The organism is Thioclava sp. F34-6 (genome assembly GCF_002213235.1).
Lineage (GTDB): Bacteria > Pseudomonadota > Alphaproteobacteria > Rhodobacterales > Rhodobacteraceae > Thioclava > Thioclava nitratireducens.
Genome location: NZ_NBOA01000004.1, coordinates 13,352 through 31,557, shown reverse-complemented (window position 1 = coordinate 31,557; position 18,206 = coordinate 13,352). Strand labels below are relative to the sequence as shown.

The following is an 18,206-nucleotide window of genomic DNA, read 5'->3' as shown; positions in this document are numbered from 1 at the left end:
CGAAAGCGTTCCGGTGTAGGATATTAAGCGATCATAAGAGGTTTCATGTCCGACATCCCAGCCCTTTTGCCGCCGTTCCGGCTGGATCGCCCCAAGGCGTTGCGGACCGCTGCGGTCTTCGCCTCGCCCCATTCCGGTGCACACTACCCGCATAGCCTGCAGGAACGCGCCGTTCTGGACATGCTGCGCCTGCGGTCTTCCGAAGACGCCTTCGTCGATGAGTTGCTGGCGGATGTGCCGCAATTCGGCGCCCCGCTTCTTTGTGCGCAATATCCGAGGGCGTGGGTCGATCTCAATCGGGCGGAGGACGAGCTTGATTCGGCGCTGATCGCCGGGCTGGACCGGGCGCATCCGGGGCCGCGCGTCGCGGCTGGTCTCGGGGTGATTCCCCGCGTGGTATCCGGTGCGCGGGCGATCTATCGCGGCAAGATTCCGTTGATTGAGGCCGAGGCGCGGATCAACCATGTATGGCGACCTTATCACGCGCAGCTTGAAGCGCTGATGGCCGAGGCGCATGACGCTTTCGGGCAGGCAATTCTGCTCGATATGCATTCGATGCCCTCCGAGGCGCTGGCCACGACCGGCCCGCGCCGCGCGGAAATCGTGCTCGGCGATCGCTACGGCACCAGTGCCGACCGGGAGATCGTGCGCGAGATCGAACTGATCTTCGAAGGCGAGGGGCTGAACGTCGCGCGCAACAGCCCCTTTGCCGGAGCCTATATCACCCAGCGATACGGGCATCCGCGCGAGGGCTATCACGCGATCCAGATCGAGATCGACCGCGCCCTCTACATGGACCAGCACCGCATCGCGCCGAACGAGAATTTCAATGCGTTCGCTGCGCTGATGAGCCGGGCGGCGCGTCAGATTGCTGATCTCGGGGCACATCCGCTGCGCCACGCAGCGGAGTAAGTCACTCCCCGTCCCAGCCGCGCCCGTTGCGGATCGCATCCGCCCCGAATCGCGCCCGGATCGCATCTTTGGCCCGCTCCGCGCTTGCGCGCTTGCCCGCATAAGGGTCGAGCAGGTCGCCTGCCGGATCGCGCCCATCCGCCGCCATGAGGTCCGAGAACCCGATCCCGATCAGTCGGTAGGCCTGCCCCTTCGGCAGCTTGTCGAACAGCGTCTCCCCCGCCCGATAGAGCGTGTCGGCCAGCTGGCTCGGCTCTTCCAGCCGGGTCTGCCGGGTCACCGTCGCGAAATCCGCCTTTTTCAGCTTCAGCGTCACGGTCCGCCCCGCCAGATCGCGCGCCTTCATCCGGGCCGAGACCTTCTCGGCCAGATGCCACAGCTTGCCCATCAGTGCCTCGCGATCGGCGATGTCAGTGTTGAAGGTGGTCTCGTTCGACACGGATTTCATCGGCGAGTCGGGAGAGACCCGGCGGGCATCATGGCCGTTCGCCAGTTCGAACAGGCGCCGCCCAGACGCGCCGAAGCGATCCTCCATCCGCGACAGCCCCGCGCGGCGAATATCGGCAAGCGTGCGGATGCCCGCACGCCCCAGGGCCGAGCGCGTTGCCGCCCCCACGCCCCAGAGGATCGACACCGGCTTGTCGCGGAGGAACTCTTCCGTATCGCCGCGCCCGATCACCGAAAACCCGCGCGGCTTGTCGAGATCCGAGGCGATCTTGGCGAGGAACTTGTTATGCGAAAGACCGACCGAGGCCGTGACCCCGATCTCCGTCTCGATCTCGCGCGCAAGCCGCGCCATCAGGAGGGCAGGCGGCGCATGGTGCAGCCGCTCCGTGCCGCCCAGATCGAGGAACGCCTCGTCGAGCGAGAGCGGCTCGATCAGCGGCGTCAGCTCCACCATTTTCGCCCTGATCTCGCGCGAGACGCTGGCGTAATGCTCCATCCGCGGCTTGATGATCACCGCATCGGGGCAAAGCTTGCGCGCCTGAAACATCGGCATCGCCGAGCGCACCCCTGAGATTCGCGCGATGTAGCAGCAGGTCGTCACCACTCCGCGCGTGCCGCCGCCCACGATCACCGCTTGCGAAGACAGCTCGGGATTGTCGCGCTTCTCGACCGAAGCATAGAAACTGTCGCAATCGATATGTGCGATGGGCAGGTCGAACAGCTCCGGATGCGCCACGATGCGCGCCTTGCCGCAGGCGGGGCAACGCTTCGGCGCCTCGTCAAAACTCTTCAGGCAATGGCGACAAAGGGCAGGCATGGGCTCTCGATCCGGGGGTGTATCCCTTAGATACTCTCTCTTCGCCTTGGCGGAAATATCCCGGGCTGAATTGGCGCAGCCAAGAGGGGCAGCGCCCCTTGATGCTAACGAAAAAGGGGCGGATCGCTCCGCCCCTCTCAATCCGTCTTCAGGTGGCTCTTAGTGCAGCGGCACGCCATCGGCGGGTTTCGTGCCACCCAAGGGGGCCACGTGACCGCCGACGATCAGCCCGTTCGGGCCAGCCGTGACTTCGACCGTCGCACCGTCCATAATTTCGCCGCCAAGGATCGCCTCGGCCAGCGGATCCTGCAGCGAGCGCTGGATCACCCGCTTCAGGGGACGCGCGCCATAGACCGGGTCGTAGCCTGCATCGGCGAGCCACTTGTGAGCCGACTCGTCCAGATCCAGCGTGATCTTGCGCTGTGCCAGACGTTTCTCCAGCCGCTTGAGCTGGATTTCCACGATCCCGTCCATGTCCTTGCGGTTCAGGCGATCGAAGATCACCATCTCGTCGAGACGGTTCAGGAATTCGGGGCGGAAATGCGCCCGCACCGCATCCATCACCTGACGCTTGGCCTCGCCTGCATCCGAACCATCCGGCAGCTGGCTGAGCGCCTGCGAGCCGAGGTTCGACGTCAGCACGATCAGCGTCTGCTTGAAGTCGACCGTGCGGCCCTGACCATCGGTCAGCACACCATCGTCGAGCACCTGCAGCAGCACGTTGAACACGTCCGGATGCGCCTTCTCGACCTCGTCGAACAGCACGACCTGATAGGGACGCCGCCGGACCGCCTCGGTCAGAACGCCACCCTCGTCATAGCCGACATACCCGGGCGGGGCACCGATCAGCCGGGCCACGGAGTGCTTCTCCATGAACTCGGACATGTCGATCCGCACCATCGCCTGATCGTCGTCGAACAGGTAGTTGGCGACCGCCTTGGTCAGCTCGGTCTTACCCACACCGGTCGGGCCGAGGAAGAGGAACGAGCCCAGCGGGCGATTCTCGTCGTTGAGCCCGGCACGTGCACGGCGCACGGCATTCGACACGGCGGTGATCGCTGCATTCTGACCGACGACGCGCTTGTGTAGCTCGTCTTCCATCTTCAGCAGCTTCTCGCGCTCGCCCTCCAGCATTTTGGAGGTCGGGATGCCGGTCCAGCGTTCGACCACTTCGGCGATCTGCTCGGGGCGCACCGATTCCTCGACCATCAGCTCTTCGCCTTCGGCCTCATCGGCCGCGGCGAGCTGCTTCTCGAGGCTCGGAATGATGCCGTAGCTCAGCTCACCGGCGCGGGCGAGATTACCTTCGCGCTTGGCCTGATCCAGTTCGGCCCGGGCCTTGTCGAGTTGCTCCTTGAGGTTGCGGCCCGATTCCAGCTTGTCACGCTCGGCCTGCCACTTGGCAGTCATTTCCGAGGCGCGATCCTGCAGATCCGCCAGTTCCTTCTCGAGCTTCTCGAGACGATCCTTCGAAGCGGTATCGTCCTCTTTCTTCAGCGCTTCCGCTTCGATCTGCATCTGCAGGATCTGACGGTCGAGTGCATCGAGCTCCTCGGGCTTGCTGTCCACTTCCATGCGCAGGCGCGAGGCGGCCTCGTCCACGAGGTCGATCGCCTTGTCGGGCAGGAAGCGGTCGGTGATGTAGCGATGCGAGAGTGTCGCAGCCGAGACCAGCGCCGAGTCGGAGATCTTCACCCCGTGGTGGAGTTCGTATTTCTCCTTGATACCGCGCAGGATCGAGATCGTGTCCTCGACCGTCGGCTCTTCCACCATCACGGGCTGGAAGCGCCGAGCCAGTGCCGCGTCCTTCTCGACATATTTGCGATACTCATCAAGCGTCGTGGCGCCCACGCAGTGCAGCTCACCACGGGCCAGCGCCGGCTTGATCAGGTTCGCCGCGTCCATCGCGCCGTCGGATTTCCCGGCACCCACGAGCGTGTGCATCTCGTCGATGAACAGGATGATTTCACCCGCAGCGGCCTCGATTTCCTTGAGGATCGCTTTCAGACGCTCTTCGAACTCACCGCGATATTTCGCACCGGCGATCAGCGCGCCCATGTCGAGCGCGAGAAGCCGTTTGTCGCGCAGCGATTCCGGTACGTCGCCGTCGATGATGCGCAGCGCGAGGCCTTCCGCGATCGCGGTCTTGCCCACGCCGGGTTCACCGATCAGGACCGGGTTGTTCTTGGTCCGACGGCTGAGCACCTGCATGGTGCGCCGAATCTCGTCATCACGACCGATGATCGGGTCGATCTTGCCTTGCTCGGCGGCCTCGGTCAGATCGCGCGCATATTTCTTGAGCGCCTCATAGCCCTCTTCGGCCGAGGCCGAATCCGCCGTGCGGCCCTTGCGCAGGTCGTTGATCGCGGCGTTGAGCTTCTGCGCCGTCACAGCGCCCGCATCGAGCGCGTCCTTGGCGCGCGTGTTCACCATGGCCAGAGCCATCAGAACACGTTCGACCGGCACAAAGCTGTCGCCCGCTTTCTTGGCGATCTTCTCGGCCTCGTCGAGCACGCGCACGAGGCTTTGCTCGACATAGACCTGCCCGTCGCCGCCCGACACTTTCGGCAGTTTCGACACCGCCAGATCGACGGCCTCGAGCACGCGGGCAGGCTCGCCACCGGCGCGCTTGATCAGATTGGCCGACAGCCCCTGATCGTCATCCATCAATGCCTTCAGAAGATGCTCGGGCACCACACGTTGATGACCCTCGCGCATCGCGATCGTCTGCGCGGCCTGAAGGAAGCCGCGAGACCGCTCCGTGAACTTCTCCATGTTCATCGGCATTCTCCTTTTTTAAAGCCCCCGGGATGTGTCTGGCCCTGTATTAGGCGCCGTCCTGACCGGGTCTCGCTATGAAAAATGGGATGTGGCATGCGCCGCTTCAAGTCTTTTCGATGGACCATTTCGCCGCAGGAGGAAACCAGATCGCAAGGTTTAGCGTTTACGTGAAGACAAGCATAGAGGACGACCACAGAGGAGGGTCCGGGTCCATGCACCATGGCAACGCCACGCATATCGCGCGCCTGATCTACAATGCCGCGCAACGCCGTTTCGAGGCGATCGTAGAATTCTTCATCCCCGGGGTCGCGCAGCCGCTGCGGGTGCCCGTCAGAATCGAAGCCAGCCAGAACATCCCACATCGACAGCTTACTCGTGCGCTGACCCGCGAAGCGCAGCGCCGTGGTATCGGCGGGCTGTGAACCCGCGAACGGCTTGACGTAGCGGTGATTGATCCGCATCAGGGGGCGATCTTGAAAAGGAGCGCTCTGCGATGACCGACATGACCCTGCCCGCCGACGACCGTCTCATCGTCGCCCTCGACGTGCCGAGCGCCTATGAAGGCCTCGTGCTGGCAAACCAGTTGGGCGACTCGGTGTCCTTCTACAAGATCGGTCTGGGGATGCTCACCGGCGGTGGCCTCGCGCTGGCGAGCGAGCTGAAGCAGGATCAGGGCAAGCGCATCTTCCTCGACATGAAGCTGTTCGATATCGGTGCGACGGTGGAAAACGCGGTGCGCGGTCTGGCGCAGTTCGACCTTGATTTCCTCACCGTGCATGGCGATCCCTATGTGGTTAAGGCCGCGAAGGAAGGCGCCGCGGGCACCGACCTGAAAATCCTCGCCGTGACAATCCTGACCTCGCTCGACCGGGAAGACCTGAACGGCGCGCTCATCAAGGAGGGTGCGATCAGCGATCTCGTCGCCGAACGTGCGGGCCGTGCATTCGACGCGGGTGCGGATGGCGTGATCGCTTCGCCGCAGGAAGCGGCGATGATCCGGGCATTGCCCGAGGCAACCGGCAAGCTGATCGTGACGCCGGGCGTGCGCCCGACCGGGGCCGACCTCGGCGACCAGAAGCGGATCGCGACCCCGGCAGCCGCCGTGGACGCAGGCGCTGACCATATCGTCGTTGGCCGCCCAATCCACCGCGCGCCCGATCCGCGCGCCGCGGCGGAAGCGATCCTCCAAGAGCTTCGGGGCTGACTGGCGCTTAGGTCACTGGCCATCGCCGCCGGTGGCCGGGCCACTCGTCTTCGAGTTCGGCGCGACTTCGACCTTCGCGGCATTCGGATCTGACATCTGCTGTTCGCTCGGTGGATCGGTGGCGGCTTCATCGCCCCCGTCAACCGGCGTATCCGCAACCAACCAGACCACGACACCCAGCGCCGCGACCAGCGCCACAAGGGTGAGTATCAGGCCGCCGATACTGCTTTGTCGGTTCGAATCCTTGGCCATTTCTGCTCGCCTCTTCGCTTTGGTCCCTCGGTAAAGGAAACGCGAGGCAATGGCCTGCGTTCCTCCTCCTGTCCTCAGATAGGCGGAGCGCGGCGCAAAATGAAACGGCGCCCCGCAGGACGCCGCTTCACTTGCGCGTGATCCAGAAGGGCGGAAATCAGTTCGATCCGCCGCTCTGCGTGGTGGCCTCGGCGGCAGCGCCGCTGGTGTCGGTGCTGCCGCTGTCGCTAGCCGCGGTATCGCCCGCCGCAGCATCGCCCGAGGCGGTCGCGCCCGACGAATCCGCCGGGGCAGCGGAGTCGCTGTTTTCGATCGTGACCGAAGTGGAGCTTGCGTCGCTTTCTGCGGGCGCGGTGGTGGCGCTTTCGTCCCCGGGCGCCATCATCAGCCAAAGGACGATACCGAGCGCAACGACGACCGCGCCCAGAACGAAGTAGATGCCGCCCAGACCCGAGCGTTCGTGATTATGCGTGTCAGACATGATGATCTCCTGTCGATTTTCATCTCTCTCTGCGTATTGGCGAGAGAACATCGATAGGCCGCTTCCAGTTCCCGGGGTGCGCGGGAACCCGCCGGACGCGGTTTCGTCACACGGGGTCAGTTCTCGTTGATATCGTCATGCCAGTGCTTCACCTGACCGCGTCGCACGCCCATCAGCTTGCGAAGCACGAGCCATGCGATGATCGACAGAATCGCGAAGGTGATCAGCGTGATCGGGACCGAATTTCCGACGATGCCGATCCAGACGAGCGCGCCCGTGACGACGGCCCCGATCGAGAAGCCGAGGAAGATGAAGCCGGGGATGAGCATCTCTGCGACGCCCAGCACAAGACCGGCGACGACCCAGACCCACGGGAGTTGCCACAGGTCCATCATGCTTTCCTCAGCAGTTGGAAAGCGTCGGTGAAGGCTTCCAGGGCTGCGGCGGGCAGTATCACGGTCTGCTTGCCTTCGCCCTTGGCCACCTGCGCCAGCGCATCAACCTGTTTCAACGCGACCTGATATTGCGCGGCCTCGAGCCCGTTCTTGGCGATCGCCTGCGCAACCACCTCGGTCGCATAAGCTTCGGCATCCGCCGAGATGCGGCGGGCTTCGGCCTCTTTCTGCGCCTGGAACAGTTGCGCTTCGGCGGCGAGCTCGACCGCGCGCTTCTTGCCCTCGGCCTCGGTCACTTGCGCCCGACGCGCGCGTTCGGCGTTGAGCTGCTGCAGCATCGCGGCGCGGGTCGCCTCGTCCAGATTGACGTCGAGAATCTCGGCACGGGTCACCTCGATCCCCCAATCGTCGACCATCACGGCAACCTGCTCGCGGACCTTCTCGATCAGACGGGCACGGTTCGATTGCACTTCGTCGAGTTCGATCACCCCGATCTCGGAGCGCACGATCCCCGCCACCGTCGTCGCGATGGCCGCATCGACATCGCGGATACGATAGACGGTCTTCTCCGGCTCGGTAATTCGGTAGAAGACCGAGGTCTCGACCTTTACCAGCACGTTGTCGGCGGTGATCGCATCCTGCATCGCATTGGGCAGCTGGCGCTCGAGGATCGAGATCTTGTGCGGCACGCGGTCGAGGAAGGGCACGATGAAGTTGATGCCGGGGCCGAGCACCGCGCGCAGCCGGCCGAATCTCTCCACGACATGTTTTTCGGATTGCGGCACGATCCGGACGCCGAGGAAGACGGACAGGATCAGCAGCATCGCGATGGCGATCATCACGATATCGCTGCCGCTCAGGGAATTAACGAATAACATCTGGGCCTCGACCTTCTGAACTCAAACTTGGTGACCGGGAAACACGCGCAAGGCGAGCAGTGTCAGCACCACGAGCACGGCCCAGCCTCCCGGGCGCGCGAGCAGCCAGATGGCGAGTGCGAAGCCAATCCCTACGATGCGGCTGCCTGCCGTCGCGAGAAAGCCGAACAGAACGCCCATCAGGCGAACTCACTCATGCGGGGGGTCATCGACTGCTCCTTGTGGTTTTCCCGCAAGTCTGCCGCAAGTTGTGCGTTTTGGGAAGGTAGTTGCGCTCAGCTGAGGCGAGCGGGCAGGCGCAGGCCGCGCAAGACGTCGTCGCCCGACATCGGACGCTTGCCGGGGCGTTGCGCCTCGAGGATTTCCAGCGCGCCAGTGCCGCAGGCAATCGTAAACCCGTCGAGGATTTCGCCCGGCGCGCCACTGCCCTCTGCCGGGGCGGCGCGCAGCAGCTTGATCCGCTCACCCGCGATCTCGGTCCAGGCGCCAGGGAAGGGCGAGAGGCCGTTGATATGGCGGATCACCTCGTCGGCCGGGCGCGTCCAATCGACCTGCGCTTCGGCCTTGTCGATCTTCGCGGCATAGGTGACGCCATCCTCCGGCTGAGGCTGAAGGATCAGCGAGTCGATCTCGGACAGCGCATCGAGGATCAGCCGGGCGCCCATTGCGCTTAGCCGGTCATGCAACTCGCCGGTGGTCTCGGTCGCGCCGATCTCGGTCGCTTCGCGCAGCAGAACCGGCCCGGTATCGAGTCCGGCTTCCATCTGCATGATGCAGATGCCGGTCTGGCTGTCGCCTGCCATGATCGCCCGGTGGATCGGCGCGGCCCCGCGCCAGCGCGGGAGCAGCGAGGCGTGGATATTCAGGCAGCCCTTCGCGGGCGCATCCAGAATGGCCTGCGGCAGGATCAGCCCGTAGGCCACGACGACCGCGATATCGGCATTCAGCGCGGCGAAGGCTTCACGATCCTCGGGGGCTTTGAAATTTCGCGGGGTGCGCACCTCGATCCCCAGTTCATCGGCCTTGGCATGGACCGGTGAGGGGCGCTCTTTCTTGCCGCGACCGGCGGGGCGGGGCGGCTGGCTATAGACGGCGACAACCTCATGCGCGCCGGCCAGCGCCTCCAGAACGGGGACGGAGAACTCCGGCGTTCCCATGAAGATGACGCGCATCGCTTAGCCTTTCGCGAGTTTCTTCGACTTCTGCACCAGCATCTTGCGGCGCAGGGGCGAGAGATGATCGACATACATCTTGCCGTTGAGATGGTCGATCTGGTGCTGGACACTCGTCGCCCAGAGCCCCACGAAATCGCGGTCCTCCATCTCGCCGTCTTCATTGAGGAAGCGCACCGTCACAGCGCGAGGCCGCTCGATCGGGGCGAAAACGCCGGGCAGGTTGGGCGAGGCCTCCTCGTGCTTGCGCATCTGCACCGACGCATGCAGCACTTCGGGGTTCGCCATCCGCACGGCCTGACCGCGCTTGTCCGACGCATCGACGACCGCAAGCCGCATCATGATGCCGATCTGCGGCGCGGCGAGGCCGACGCCGGGCATCGCGTCCATCGTCTCGACCATGTCGTCCCAGATCATCCGGACGGTTTCGGTGATCGTCTCGACCGGCTCGGCCTGGCGATGCAGGCGGCGGTCGTCATAGGGGATGAACGCGCGCGCAGCCATCAGAGGATCGGATCCTTGGCCGCGCCCGCACGGGCGCGCTCGCGCTTGAGCTTCTCCATCTTGCGGGTGATCATCTTGCGCTTCATCGGACCGAGATAGTCGATGAACAGCTTGCCGTTGAGATGGTCGAACTCGTGCTGAGCGCAGGTCGCCCAAAGCGCGTCGAACTGTTCCTCATGGCTTTGCCCGTCGAGGCCGAGCCACTTCATCCGCACCTCGGAGGGACGCGTCACCTCGGCATATTGATCCGGGATCGAGAGGCAGCCTTCCTCGTAGACATTGGTCTCTTCCGAAGTCCAGCTGATCTCGGGATTGATCAGGACCATCGGCTCGGGGGCCGCTTCCTTGTCCTTCACGCAATCCATCACGAAGATCCGCTTCATCACGCCGACCTGCGGCCCGGCCAGGCCGATGCCGGGCGCGTCATACATGGTCGCGAGCATGTCATCGGCGAGCTTGCGGATCTCGTCGTTAACTTCGGGCACCGGCTCGCAGACCTTTTTCAGGCGCGGATCGGGATGGATCAGGATCGGTCGTAGCGTCATGGGCAGGGATTTAGGCGAAGCAATGCCTCTGTGCAATGGCGGCGGTGATTGTGCCAGTGACAAAACGCCGTTTGTAACCCGGCTTCGCTTTTGCTCAGATGCGCCCAATCCGACCAGAGAGAGGCGCAAATGAGCAAACCCGACTTCGACGAAATCATCGACCGCGTAGGCACCCATTCGCAGAAATGGGACGCGATGGAAAAGGTTTACGGCGTGTCGCCCGAAGACGGGATCGCGATGTGGGTCGCGGATATGGATTTCCGCCCGCCCGTCTGCGTTCAGCGCGCGCTCGAGGAGATGGTCGGGCAGGGCATCTATGGCTATTGGGGCGGCGAGGACGAGTACCGTGCCGCGATCCAGTGGTGGATGCGCGAACGGCACGGCTGGGAGATCGAACCGGGTTGGATCTTCACGACCCATGGGCTGGTCAACGGCACGGCGCTCTGCGTCGACGCCTATACCGATCCGGGCGATGCGGTCGTTCTGATGACGCCGGTCTACCACGCCTTCGCGCGGGTCATCCGTGCGGCCGGGCGCGAGGTGCGCGAGTGCCCGCTGAAGCTGGTCGATGGTCGCTACGAGATGGATTTCGACGCCTGGGACGGGTTGATGACCGGGGCCGAGAAGATGCTCGTCCTCTGCTCGCCGCACAACCCCGGCGGCCGCGTCTGGACCCGTGCAGAACTGGAAGCCACGGCCGAGTTCGCGAAGCGCCACGGGCTGGTGCTGGTCTCGGACGAGATTCACCATGACATCGTGATGCCGGGCGAAACGCATATCCCGATGGCGAACGCCGCGCCCGATCTGCCGCTGGTGATGATGACGGCCACCACGAAGACCTTCAACATCGCGGGCACCCACACCGGAAACGTGATCATTGCGGATCCGGACCTGCGCGCCCGATTCGCAAAGCGGATGGCTGCCTTGGGGATTTCACCCAACAGTTTCGGCATCGCGATGGCGACGGCAGCCTACAGCCCCGAGGGCGCCGCGTGGGTCGATGCGCTGAACGCCTATCTCGACGAGAACCGGCGCATCTTCGATCAGGGGATCGCAGAGATTCCAGGGCTGCATTCGATGCCGCTCGAGGCGACCTATCTTGCTTGGGTCGACTTCTCCGGCACCGGCATGGAACCCGAGGAATACCAGTCGCGCGTTCTGAAAGAAGCGAAGATCGCGGTGAATCTCGGCGCGACCTTCGGAGCCGGGGGCGAAAGGTTCCTGCGCTTCAACCTCGCCACGCCGCGGGCGCGGGTGCGCGAGGCGGTCGACCGACTGCAGGCGGCCTTCGCTGATCTGCAATGAAAAAGGGCCGGTTTTCCGGCCCTTTCCTTTGAAATCTCTAGCTCGCTCAGAGCTTCGTCAGGTAGCCCGAGAGAGTCGGCGCTTCCTGCACGAAGTCCAGCGCTGCGCGATCGCTGACCGCGGTTTCCCGCTTCACGGTGCAGATCAACTCATGCCCCTGAATCTCCGACGCCACGATCAGGCAAGTCGCGACATGGGTCTCGCCGTCGTAAAGATCGACATGACCGCGCAGATGCGTGACCTCGTCCGCGTCCAGCGCGAATCCGCCTGGAACCCGGCGCAGCACCGGCCAGATCTGGCCGCCCGCGAGAACCCGCAGGCGCGCCTTTTTCGCCGCATCGCGCTTCTGCGCGGCGCGCAGTCCTTCAAGGACCTCCTTGGGCAGGAATTCCATGACATCCTCCAACAGCTTCCCCATGCTCCATGCTGATCACACCAATGTAAAAAGCAAGTTAACCATTTAGATGATCCGATGCTGCGTCTGCGAAGAGTGCTGAAATTGCAACGGCTTGCACGGCTGGCACATCGGGTTGTCGCTCTGGGTCGCCCAAGATAGCGTTGAGGGGAACCGCGCAACCCGGAGGCTCCCATGCGTAAGGCTTTGCTCATTCTGACCCTCGCTTTCTCGCCCATGCTCACCCCCGGCTTGGCCCATGCGCAGTGCGGCGGGAGCTGGTCCGGTTTCCTGTCCGGAATTCGCAGCGATCTGCAGGCGGCCGGACTGAACGCGCAACAGGCTGATGCGTTCCTCGCCGGTGCGCGGCAGAGCCCGGCCGTGCTGCGGGCGGACCGGGCGCAAGGGGTGTTTCGCAAGACATTCCTCGAATTTGCGAGCGCGGTGATCAGCAAGAATCGGATGGTTAACGGGGCAAAGAACGCCAAGCGCTATGCGAAGACCTTCGACCGGATGGAGCAGACCTATGGCGTCTCGCGCGGGGTGCTGCTGGCGTTCTGGGCGCTCGAGACGGATTACGGCGCGGTGCAGGGCGATTTCAACACCCGCGACGCGCTTCTGACGCTGGCCCATGATTGCCGTCGGCCCGCGCTGTTCCGCCCACAGGTGATCGCTGCGGGCAAGCTTTTCCGGCGCGGCGATTTCGATCCCCAGCGAACCACCGGTGCCTGGGCGGGAGAAATCGGGCAGGTGCAGATGCTGCCGGACGACATCCTCCGCAACGGTGTCGACGGCGATGGCGATGGGCATGTGCGTCTGAAGACGTCCGCCCCCGATGCGCTGATGTCGGGAGCGAATATGCTGCGCGATATGGGGTGGCGGCCGAACGAGCCGTGGATGCAAGAGGTCACGGTGCCTGACGATCTCGATTGGTCCAAGACCGGGCTGACGACTGAATTGCCGGTCTCCGATTGGAAGGCACGCGGGGTGCGTGCGCGGCAAGGGCAGCTTGCCAGCAGCCTGCGCGGATCGATCCTTTTGCCGATGGGGCGCAAGGGGCCCGCCTTTATCGTCTATCCGAATTTCCGCGTGCTGTTCGAGTGGAACAAGAGCTTCGTCTACGTCACCAGCGCGGCCTATTTTGCCACACGCCTCGAAGGAGCGCCGCGCCTCGATCCCGGCGCGCCGGAACCGGGACTGAGCGTGGCGCAGATGAAGCGGCTGCAGCAAAAGCTCGTTGCGAAGGGCTATGACGTGGGTGCGGTGGACGGCATCCTTGGCGCGAACACTCGTAACGCAGTCCAGACGGCGCAGGAGAAGCTCGGACTGCCTGCGGACGGTTGGCCGACGCGCGCCTTGCTCGATCGGTTGTGACCGTGTCGGGCCGAACCTTCATCCTGCCGCTCCCCCAAGTGCGAAGAAATCGAGGAAGGGGCTGAGCAGGTAGCGGATCGGCGAGACCGGCTCGGTTTGCAGGAAGACCTCTGTGGGCATCCCGGGAACCAAGAGGGAGCTTTCCTGCGTGTCGAGCTGCCCAATGTCGAAGGTGACCTGCACTTGGTAATAGCTCTCCCCCGTCACCGGGTCGGTCAGCGTATCGGGGGAAATCCGGGTGAGCTTTCCGATCAAATCGCTGGATATTCGCCGCGACAAACCGGGGAAGCGCAGGATCGCGCTCTGGCCCGCTGCGACGCCATCGACGTTGATCGGATCGATCCTGGCATTGATAACAAGCGGCCGTCCGGTTTCGACGATCGCCATCGCCATTTCCGCCGGGCGCAGCACCGCGTGCGCGCCGCGCAGACGTACGTCGTGCACCGTGCCGTTGACCGGGGCGCGCAGGGTGCGCCGCGCCAGTTCGCGGCGCAGATGGGTCGCGCGCGCCGAGAGTTCGATGGCACGGGCGTTGCGGGACTCGAGTTGCGATTCGATTTCCTCCCGGCGTTGCGACTGCAGCCGCGACGCGGTGAGCACCACGCCGCCGCTTTGCACCGTAAGTTGCGTTTTCTGGGCGCGCAGCGCGCCGAGTTGTCGCTCCAGCGAAACCTGCTCGCGGGTGAGTGCGAGGATTTGCGCCGAGGTCGCAAGTCCACGATCCTTCAGCCGTTCGCGGAGGGACAGTTCCTTTTCGATCAATCGCTCCTCGCGTTCCAAGGCCGAGACCTGAGTGTCGATTCCGTCGCGCTGGGCGCTGATTTGCTGGATCTGCCGCGCCATATCCGCGCGTTGCTGGGCGAAAGATTGTTTGCGGGCCTCGAAAATAGCCTTCTGCCCCTCGACCAGCTTCGCGACATCTTCGCGGTGCTTGGCCGCCTCCCACAGGCTTGCCGGATAAGCGATCCTTTCGGTCCCGTCTCGTTCGGCCTGCAGACGCGCCCGCTGGGCCTGAACCGCGAATTCTGAGGCTTCCACGATAGCCAGCTCGGTGCGGATGTCATCCGCATCGAGCCGTATAAGCACTTGGCCGCGGGTGACGTGATCGCCGCTTTTGACGTAGACTTTATCGATGATCCCACCCGTCGGATGCTCGATCACGTGTCGGGAACTATCGACTTCGATGCGGCCCGAGGCTTGGATCAGTCCGGCGAGCCGCGTGAAGGTCAGCCATATGGCGCATCCGATGAACAAGGCGACGATCGCTGCGAGACCGCAGCCGATCGGAACGCGATGGAGCGAAGAGGCCTGGCGACGGCTCTCCTGTCCTGAACGGACGTCCGCGTCACTCACGCCGCACTGTCCGCGGCGGGCACAACACGGGATTTGGTGGCCGAGGCGATCATGCGCTTGAGAACGTCGTCGCGCGCGCCGAGCGCGCGCTGCGCACCTCGATCGAGCACAAGGATACGGTCGCATTCAGCGAGTGCCCCGGGGCTGTTGGTCATCACGATCGCCGCGCCGCCATGCGCTTTCAGATCGCTCAGCATCGCATGAAGGCCCGGCCCGGCATCACCGTTCAGCAACAGGTTGGGCTCGTCGAGAACGAGGAGTATCGGATCGTGGTAGAGCGCGCGCGAAAGCGCGACGAGCTGGCGCTGACGATCGGAAAGCGATGCTCCCTCGAACTCGATCGGCGTGTCATATCCGGCGGGCAGTTTGAGAATCATCTGGTGCGCGCCAGCACGTTTTGCGGCGGCGATGACCCGGTCCTTGTCCGGCGCTGGATCGAGCCGGGCGATATTCTCGGCTACCGTGCCGGGGAAAAAGGAGATCGATTGCGGCAGATAACCGATCAGCCGCCCGAGGTTGTCGCGGTCGTATTGGTCGAGCGGCACATCGTCGAGGCGGATCGTGCCGGCGCTGGGACGGTGGAAGTTGCACAGGCTGCGCGCGAGAACTGATTTGCCCGCACCGAGCGGACCGATCACCCCGAGGGCTTCGCCGGGTTCGAGTGAGAAGCTGATCATGTCGAGCGTCGCGCGGTCGGACGTCGCAGGGCGAATGGTGAGGCCTTCCACGGTGAGCTGGGGCTTCGGCGTGATCCATTCGGAGCCCTTTCGCTCCGGCGGGTGGGCGCCGAGAAGGGCGGCCAGCCGGTCGCGAGCAAGGCTGGCGCCCTGCCATTGCGTCCAGCCGCCCACGGCGAGTTCAACCGGCGCGAGCGCACGGCCCATCAGGATCGAGGCTGCGACCATCGCCCCGGCGCTCACCTCACCCTGCAGTACCAGGTAGGCGCCGAGGGCGAGCATTGAGGTTTGCAGGAGCAGCCGCAGGGCGCGCATCACGGCGTGGAAGCTGCCGCTGACATCCGTGGTGTGAATTGCGTTGTTCATGGATTCGTGCCGCGCCGCCTGCCAGCGCTTGAAGCCGCTTTCGCGCATGCCAAGCGAAACGATGGTTTCGATCTGTCGAAGAAAGTCGTTTCCCAGGTAGCGGGCCTTGTTCTCCAGCTGCGCCGTCTCATCCAGCCGCGCGCGCGTGACGAATTGCGTCGCGAATGAAAGCAGGATCAGTGCGGCGCCCCCGGCAAAAGCCAATGCGCCGAGCCAGGGATGGAAGACGAACAGCACCCCGAGATAGAGCGGCGTCCAGGGCAGATCGAACACCGCTGCCGCGACTGGGGAGGCATAGTAACGCTGTAGAATTTCCAGATCGCGCAGGGCGTTGTTGGACGACCGCTCCTGCGTGTTGACCGTCACGTCGACGATGGCGGCGTCGAACACGCGCCTTTCGAGGCCGCGCTGATGATCCGCGCCGATCCGGGCGAGCAGGCGGCCCCGTGCCCAATCGAGCACGCCCATCATCATGAACAGAAAGGCCACCAGCAGGAACAGGTTGATCAGCGTCGGCAGCGACCGTGCGGGCAGCACGCGGTCGTAGACCTGCAACATGAACAGGGGCCCGGCGAGGACGAGTACATTGATGAAGGCGGCGAATATCGCGACCAGTGCAAATTGCCCACGCACCCCGCGCAGCAGGCGGGCCATTTCGCGTCGGCCCTTGATGATGTTGCGTTTGATGACCGCTTCTTCGGTGTTGGAATATGGCATCGTGCCCTCCCCGAGATGGGGGCGCTGCTTGGAGCGCCGCGCATGTCGAGAGTGGCGCACGCGCGCTGAACAGGGCGTTAATTCCCTCGATCTTTTTCGTTCAATTCTATCGAACGGGTCCGGAACTCCGGAGTTCTGCGTGTCTCGCGTTGCGACAAGGCCGGATGCGCTCTATCTATTTCAGGACTGAAGCCGCAACGAAGGGGGAGCGACTTTGGCGCAGTGGATGGAACAAAGAGCTTCGGCGCGTCCGCGCGCGCTACGGCCTGCGGTGGCTTTGATTGCGGCGCTCGCGCTGGGGATGGCCGCCTGCGCGCCTGCACCGCCCGCAACGGGTATTCACGACCCCTACGAGGCCACCAATCGCAAGACCCACGCGTTCAACAAGCAGCTTGATTCGGCGTTCTTACGGGGCGATCCAGCCGATACGAGCCCGCCCGGTCCGCTCACGAAGACGCTTTATAACGTCAGCAGCAATCTCAGCCTTCCGGGCAAAGTGCTCAACTCGCTCCTGCAAGGGCGCCCCGAGCCGGCCGTGAAGAATACTTTCCGCTTCTTCATCAACTCGACGATCGGGCTGGGCGGCATCTTCGACCCGGCGGGGACTGATTTTTCGCTGCCCGAGACGGATACCGATTTCGGCGAGACGCTGCATGTCTGGGGCGTGGGCGAAGGAAATTACCAGGAATTGCCGATCTTCGGCCCGTCCACGACGCGCGATACGGTCGGGATGGTGGTCGATTTCGTGATCGATCCGCTGAACGCACTGCCCGACAAGGAGCGGATCGCCGCGGGAGCGCTGCGCTTCGGCGGCAAGATCGCGAAGCGCTACTTGTATGGCACGACTGTCGATTCGATCCTGTACGATAGTGCCGACAGCTATGCCCAGAGTCGGCTTCTGTATCTGCAGAACCGGCGCTACGAACTCAACGGCGAGGAGGCCAGCGATGCGAATGCCTACGATCCCTACGAAGACTTACTGCCGCAGTAGGCGACATGTTCTGGGCCTCGGCGCGGCGGGTGTCGCGGCGGCCCTGTTGCCGGGGTCGGCTTTCGCGCTGACGGATGCACAGGCGCGGTCGCTGATCCAGAAAGCGGTGAACGATGTAAATGCGGCCATCGCTTCTGGTCGCACCGGTTCCGCCCTCTACGCGATGTTCGAGCGGATTTTCGCGAGATATGCCGATGTGAACGTCATCGCGCGCTCGGCGTTGGGCGTCGCGGCGCGGCAGGCGAGCCCGGCGCAGCTCTCGGCCTTCACCAAGGCGTTCCAGGGCTATCTCTCGCGCAAATACGGCAAGCGCTTCCGAGAGTTTCAGGGGGCGAAGTTCCAGATACAGGGCGCGCGTCCGGTCAAGACCTTCTACGAGGTCAAGACGCTCGCGAGCTTGCCGGGGCAGGCGCCGTTCGAGGTGCTGTGGCAGGTCTCCGATCGCTCGGGCAGCGACAAGTTCTTCAACCTGATCGTCGAAGGGGTGAACATGCTCGCCTCCGAGCGTGCGGAGATCGGTGCGATGCTCGACCGGCGCCGCGGCAATATCGACGCGATGATCGAGGACTTGAAGCGGGCCGGGTAAGCGGTTCGGGTTTCGGCCCGGGTGAGCGCCTGTCGAGAAGAAGAACGCCCGGGCC

At 64.1% G+C, this 18,206-nt stretch carries 20 protein-coding genes; 7 read left to right on the top strand and 13 right to left on the bottom strand.

Annotation, left to right across the window (positions count from 1 at the left end; all coding sequences use genetic code 11):
* The first annotated feature begins 45 nt into the window (after positions 1-45).
* Entirely contained in the window at positions 46-912 is an 867-nt protein-coding gene (locus B6V72_RS09040; protein ID WP_088735381.1) for an N-formylglutamate amidohydrolase, read from the top strand.
* 1 nt (position 913) lies between these two features.
* Here the strand turns inward: B6V72_RS09040 and B6V72_RS09035 are convergent, their stop codons facing one another.
* On the bottom strand, positions 914-2,176 hold the full coding sequence (locus B6V72_RS09035; RefSeq protein WP_088719797.1) for a DNA polymerase IV: 1,263 nt from the start codon (positions 2,174-2,176) through the stop codon (positions 914-916).
* A gap of 159 nt (positions 2,177-2,335) precedes the next feature.
* On the bottom strand, positions 2,336-4,957 hold the full coding sequence (gene clpB, locus B6V72_RS09030; RefSeq protein ID WP_088723092.1) for an ATP-dependent chaperone ClpB: 2,622 nt from the start codon (positions 4,955-4,957) through the stop codon (positions 2,336-2,338).
* Positions 4,958-5,169: 212 nt separating this feature from the next.
* Between clpB and B6V72_RS09025 the strand changes: the two genes are divergently transcribed.
* Positions 5,170-5,379: a hypothetical protein gene (locus B6V72_RS09025; protein WP_075775423.1), complete on the top strand. Its 210-nt coding sequence runs from the start codon at positions 5,170-5,172 to the stop codon at positions 5,377-5,379.
* Between the two features lie 80 nt (positions 5,380-5,459).
* Positions 5,460-6,161: an orotidine-5'-phosphate decarboxylase gene (gene pyrF, locus B6V72_RS09020; protein WP_075775466.1), complete on the top strand. Its 702-nt coding sequence runs from the start codon at positions 5,460-5,462 to the stop codon at positions 6,159-6,161.
* Positions 6,162-6,173: 12 nt separating this feature from the next.
* On the opposite strand, the gene B6V72_RS09015 is transcribed toward pyrF, so the two are convergent.
* From B6V72_RS09015 to def (B6V72_RS08985), 8 genes are all read right to left on the bottom strand, one after another.
* The gene (locus B6V72_RS09015; protein WP_075775424.1) at positions 6,174-6,413 is read right to left on the bottom strand and encodes a hypothetical protein; all 240 of its coding nucleotides are present in this window, start codon (positions 6,411-6,413) and stop codon (positions 6,174-6,176) included.
* Positions 6,414-6,570: 157 nt separating this feature from the next.
* On the bottom strand, positions 6,571-6,894 hold the full coding sequence (locus B6V72_RS09010) for a hypothetical protein (RefSeq protein WP_075775425.1): 324 nt from the start codon (positions 6,892-6,894) through the stop codon (positions 6,571-6,573).
* Positions 6,895-7,010: 116 nt separating this feature from the next.
* The gene (locus B6V72_RS09005) at positions 7,011-7,289 is read right to left on the bottom strand and encodes a hypothetical protein (RefSeq protein WP_088735380.1); all 279 of its coding nucleotides are present in this window, start codon (positions 7,287-7,289) and stop codon (positions 7,011-7,013) included.
* Positions 7,286-8,167 (bottom strand): SPFH domain-containing protein, encoded by an 882-nt coding sequence (locus B6V72_RS09000; protein ID WP_075775427.1) that lies wholly within the window; start codon positions 8,165-8,167, stop codon positions 7,286-7,288. The genes B6V72_RS09005 and B6V72_RS09000 overlap by 4 nt, the downstream gene beginning before the upstream one ends.
* A 21-nt stretch (positions 8,168-8,188) precedes the next feature.
* Positions 8,189-8,347 (bottom strand): hypothetical protein, encoded by a 159-nt coding sequence (locus tag B6V72_RS19175; RefSeq protein WP_157771525.1) that lies wholly within the window; start codon positions 8,345-8,347, stop codon positions 8,189-8,191.
* Between the two features lie 95 nt (positions 8,348-8,442).
* Positions 8,443-9,339 carry a methionyl-tRNA formyltransferase gene (gene fmt / locus B6V72_RS08995; protein WP_088735379.1) on the bottom strand — a complete coding sequence of 299 codons (897 nt, stop codon included), beginning with the start codon at positions 9,337-9,339 and terminating at the stop codon, positions 8,443-8,445.
* A gap of 3 nt (positions 9,340-9,342) precedes the next feature.
* Positions 9,343-9,843: a peptide deformylase gene (gene def / locus B6V72_RS08990; protein WP_088723088.1), complete on the bottom strand. Its 501-nt coding sequence runs from the start codon at positions 9,841-9,843 to the stop codon at positions 9,343-9,345.
* The gene (gene def / locus B6V72_RS08985; RefSeq protein ID WP_075775430.1) at positions 9,843-10,388 is read right to left on the bottom strand and encodes a peptide deformylase; all 546 of its coding nucleotides are present in this window, start codon (positions 10,386-10,388) and stop codon (positions 9,843-9,845) included. Before def (B6V72_RS08985) ends, def (B6V72_RS08990) begins: the two co-directional genes overlap by 1 nt.
* A gap of 129 nt (positions 10,389-10,517) precedes the next feature.
* On the opposite strand from def (B6V72_RS08985), the gene B6V72_RS08980 reads away from it, so the two are divergent.
* Entirely contained in the window at positions 10,518-11,693 is a 1,176-nt protein-coding gene (locus tag B6V72_RS08980; protein WP_088735378.1) for a MalY/PatB family protein, read from the top strand.
* A gap of 46 nt (positions 11,694-11,739) precedes the next feature.
* On the opposite strand, the gene B6V72_RS08975 is transcribed toward B6V72_RS08980, so the two are convergent.
* Positions 11,740-12,087, bottom strand: a complete 348-nt coding sequence (locus B6V72_RS08975; protein WP_088719793.1) for a hypothetical protein — start codon at positions 12,085-12,087, stop codon at positions 11,740-11,742.
* A gap of 195 nt (positions 12,088-12,282) precedes the next feature.
* On the opposite strand from B6V72_RS08975, the gene B6V72_RS08970 reads away from it, so the two are divergent.
* Positions 12,283-13,461 carry a lytic murein transglycosylase gene (locus B6V72_RS08970; RefSeq protein ID WP_088735377.1) on the top strand — a complete coding sequence of 393 codons (1,179 nt, stop codon included), beginning with the start codon at positions 12,283-12,285 and terminating at the stop codon, positions 13,459-13,461.
* Positions 13,462-13,479: 18 nt separating this feature from the next.
* On the opposite strand, the gene B6V72_RS08965 is transcribed toward B6V72_RS08970, so the two are convergent.
* Together B6V72_RS08965 and B6V72_RS08960 are read right to left on the bottom strand one after the other, a co-directional pair.
* The gene (locus B6V72_RS08965; RefSeq protein ID WP_168173029.1) at positions 13,480-14,814 is read right to left on the bottom strand and encodes an HlyD family type I secretion periplasmic adaptor subunit; all 1,335 of its coding nucleotides are present in this window, start codon (positions 14,812-14,814) and stop codon (positions 13,480-13,482) included.
* Positions 14,811-16,511, bottom strand: coding sequence for a type I secretion system permease/ATPase (locus B6V72_RS08960; protein ID WP_088735574.1), 1,701 nt, complete (start codon positions 16,509-16,511; stop codon positions 14,811-14,813). Before B6V72_RS08960 ends, B6V72_RS08965 begins: the two co-directional genes overlap by 4 nt.
* 289 nt (positions 16,512-16,800) lie before the next feature.
* Here B6V72_RS08960 and B6V72_RS08955 point away from each other — a divergent pair, with 289 nt between their 5' ends.
* Together B6V72_RS08955 and B6V72_RS08950 are read left to right on the top strand one after the other, a co-directional pair.
* On the top strand, positions 16,801-17,565 hold the full coding sequence (locus tag B6V72_RS08955) for a VacJ family lipoprotein (protein WP_088735375.1): 765 nt from the start codon (positions 16,801-16,803) through the stop codon (positions 17,563-17,565).
* Positions 17,528-18,151: an ABC transporter substrate-binding protein gene (locus B6V72_RS08950; protein ID WP_075775436.1), complete on the top strand. Its 624-nt coding sequence runs from the start codon at positions 17,528-17,530 to the stop codon at positions 18,149-18,151. Before B6V72_RS08955 ends, B6V72_RS08950 begins: the two co-directional genes overlap by 38 nt.
* The last annotated feature ends 55 nt before the right edge of the window (positions 18,152-18,206 follow it).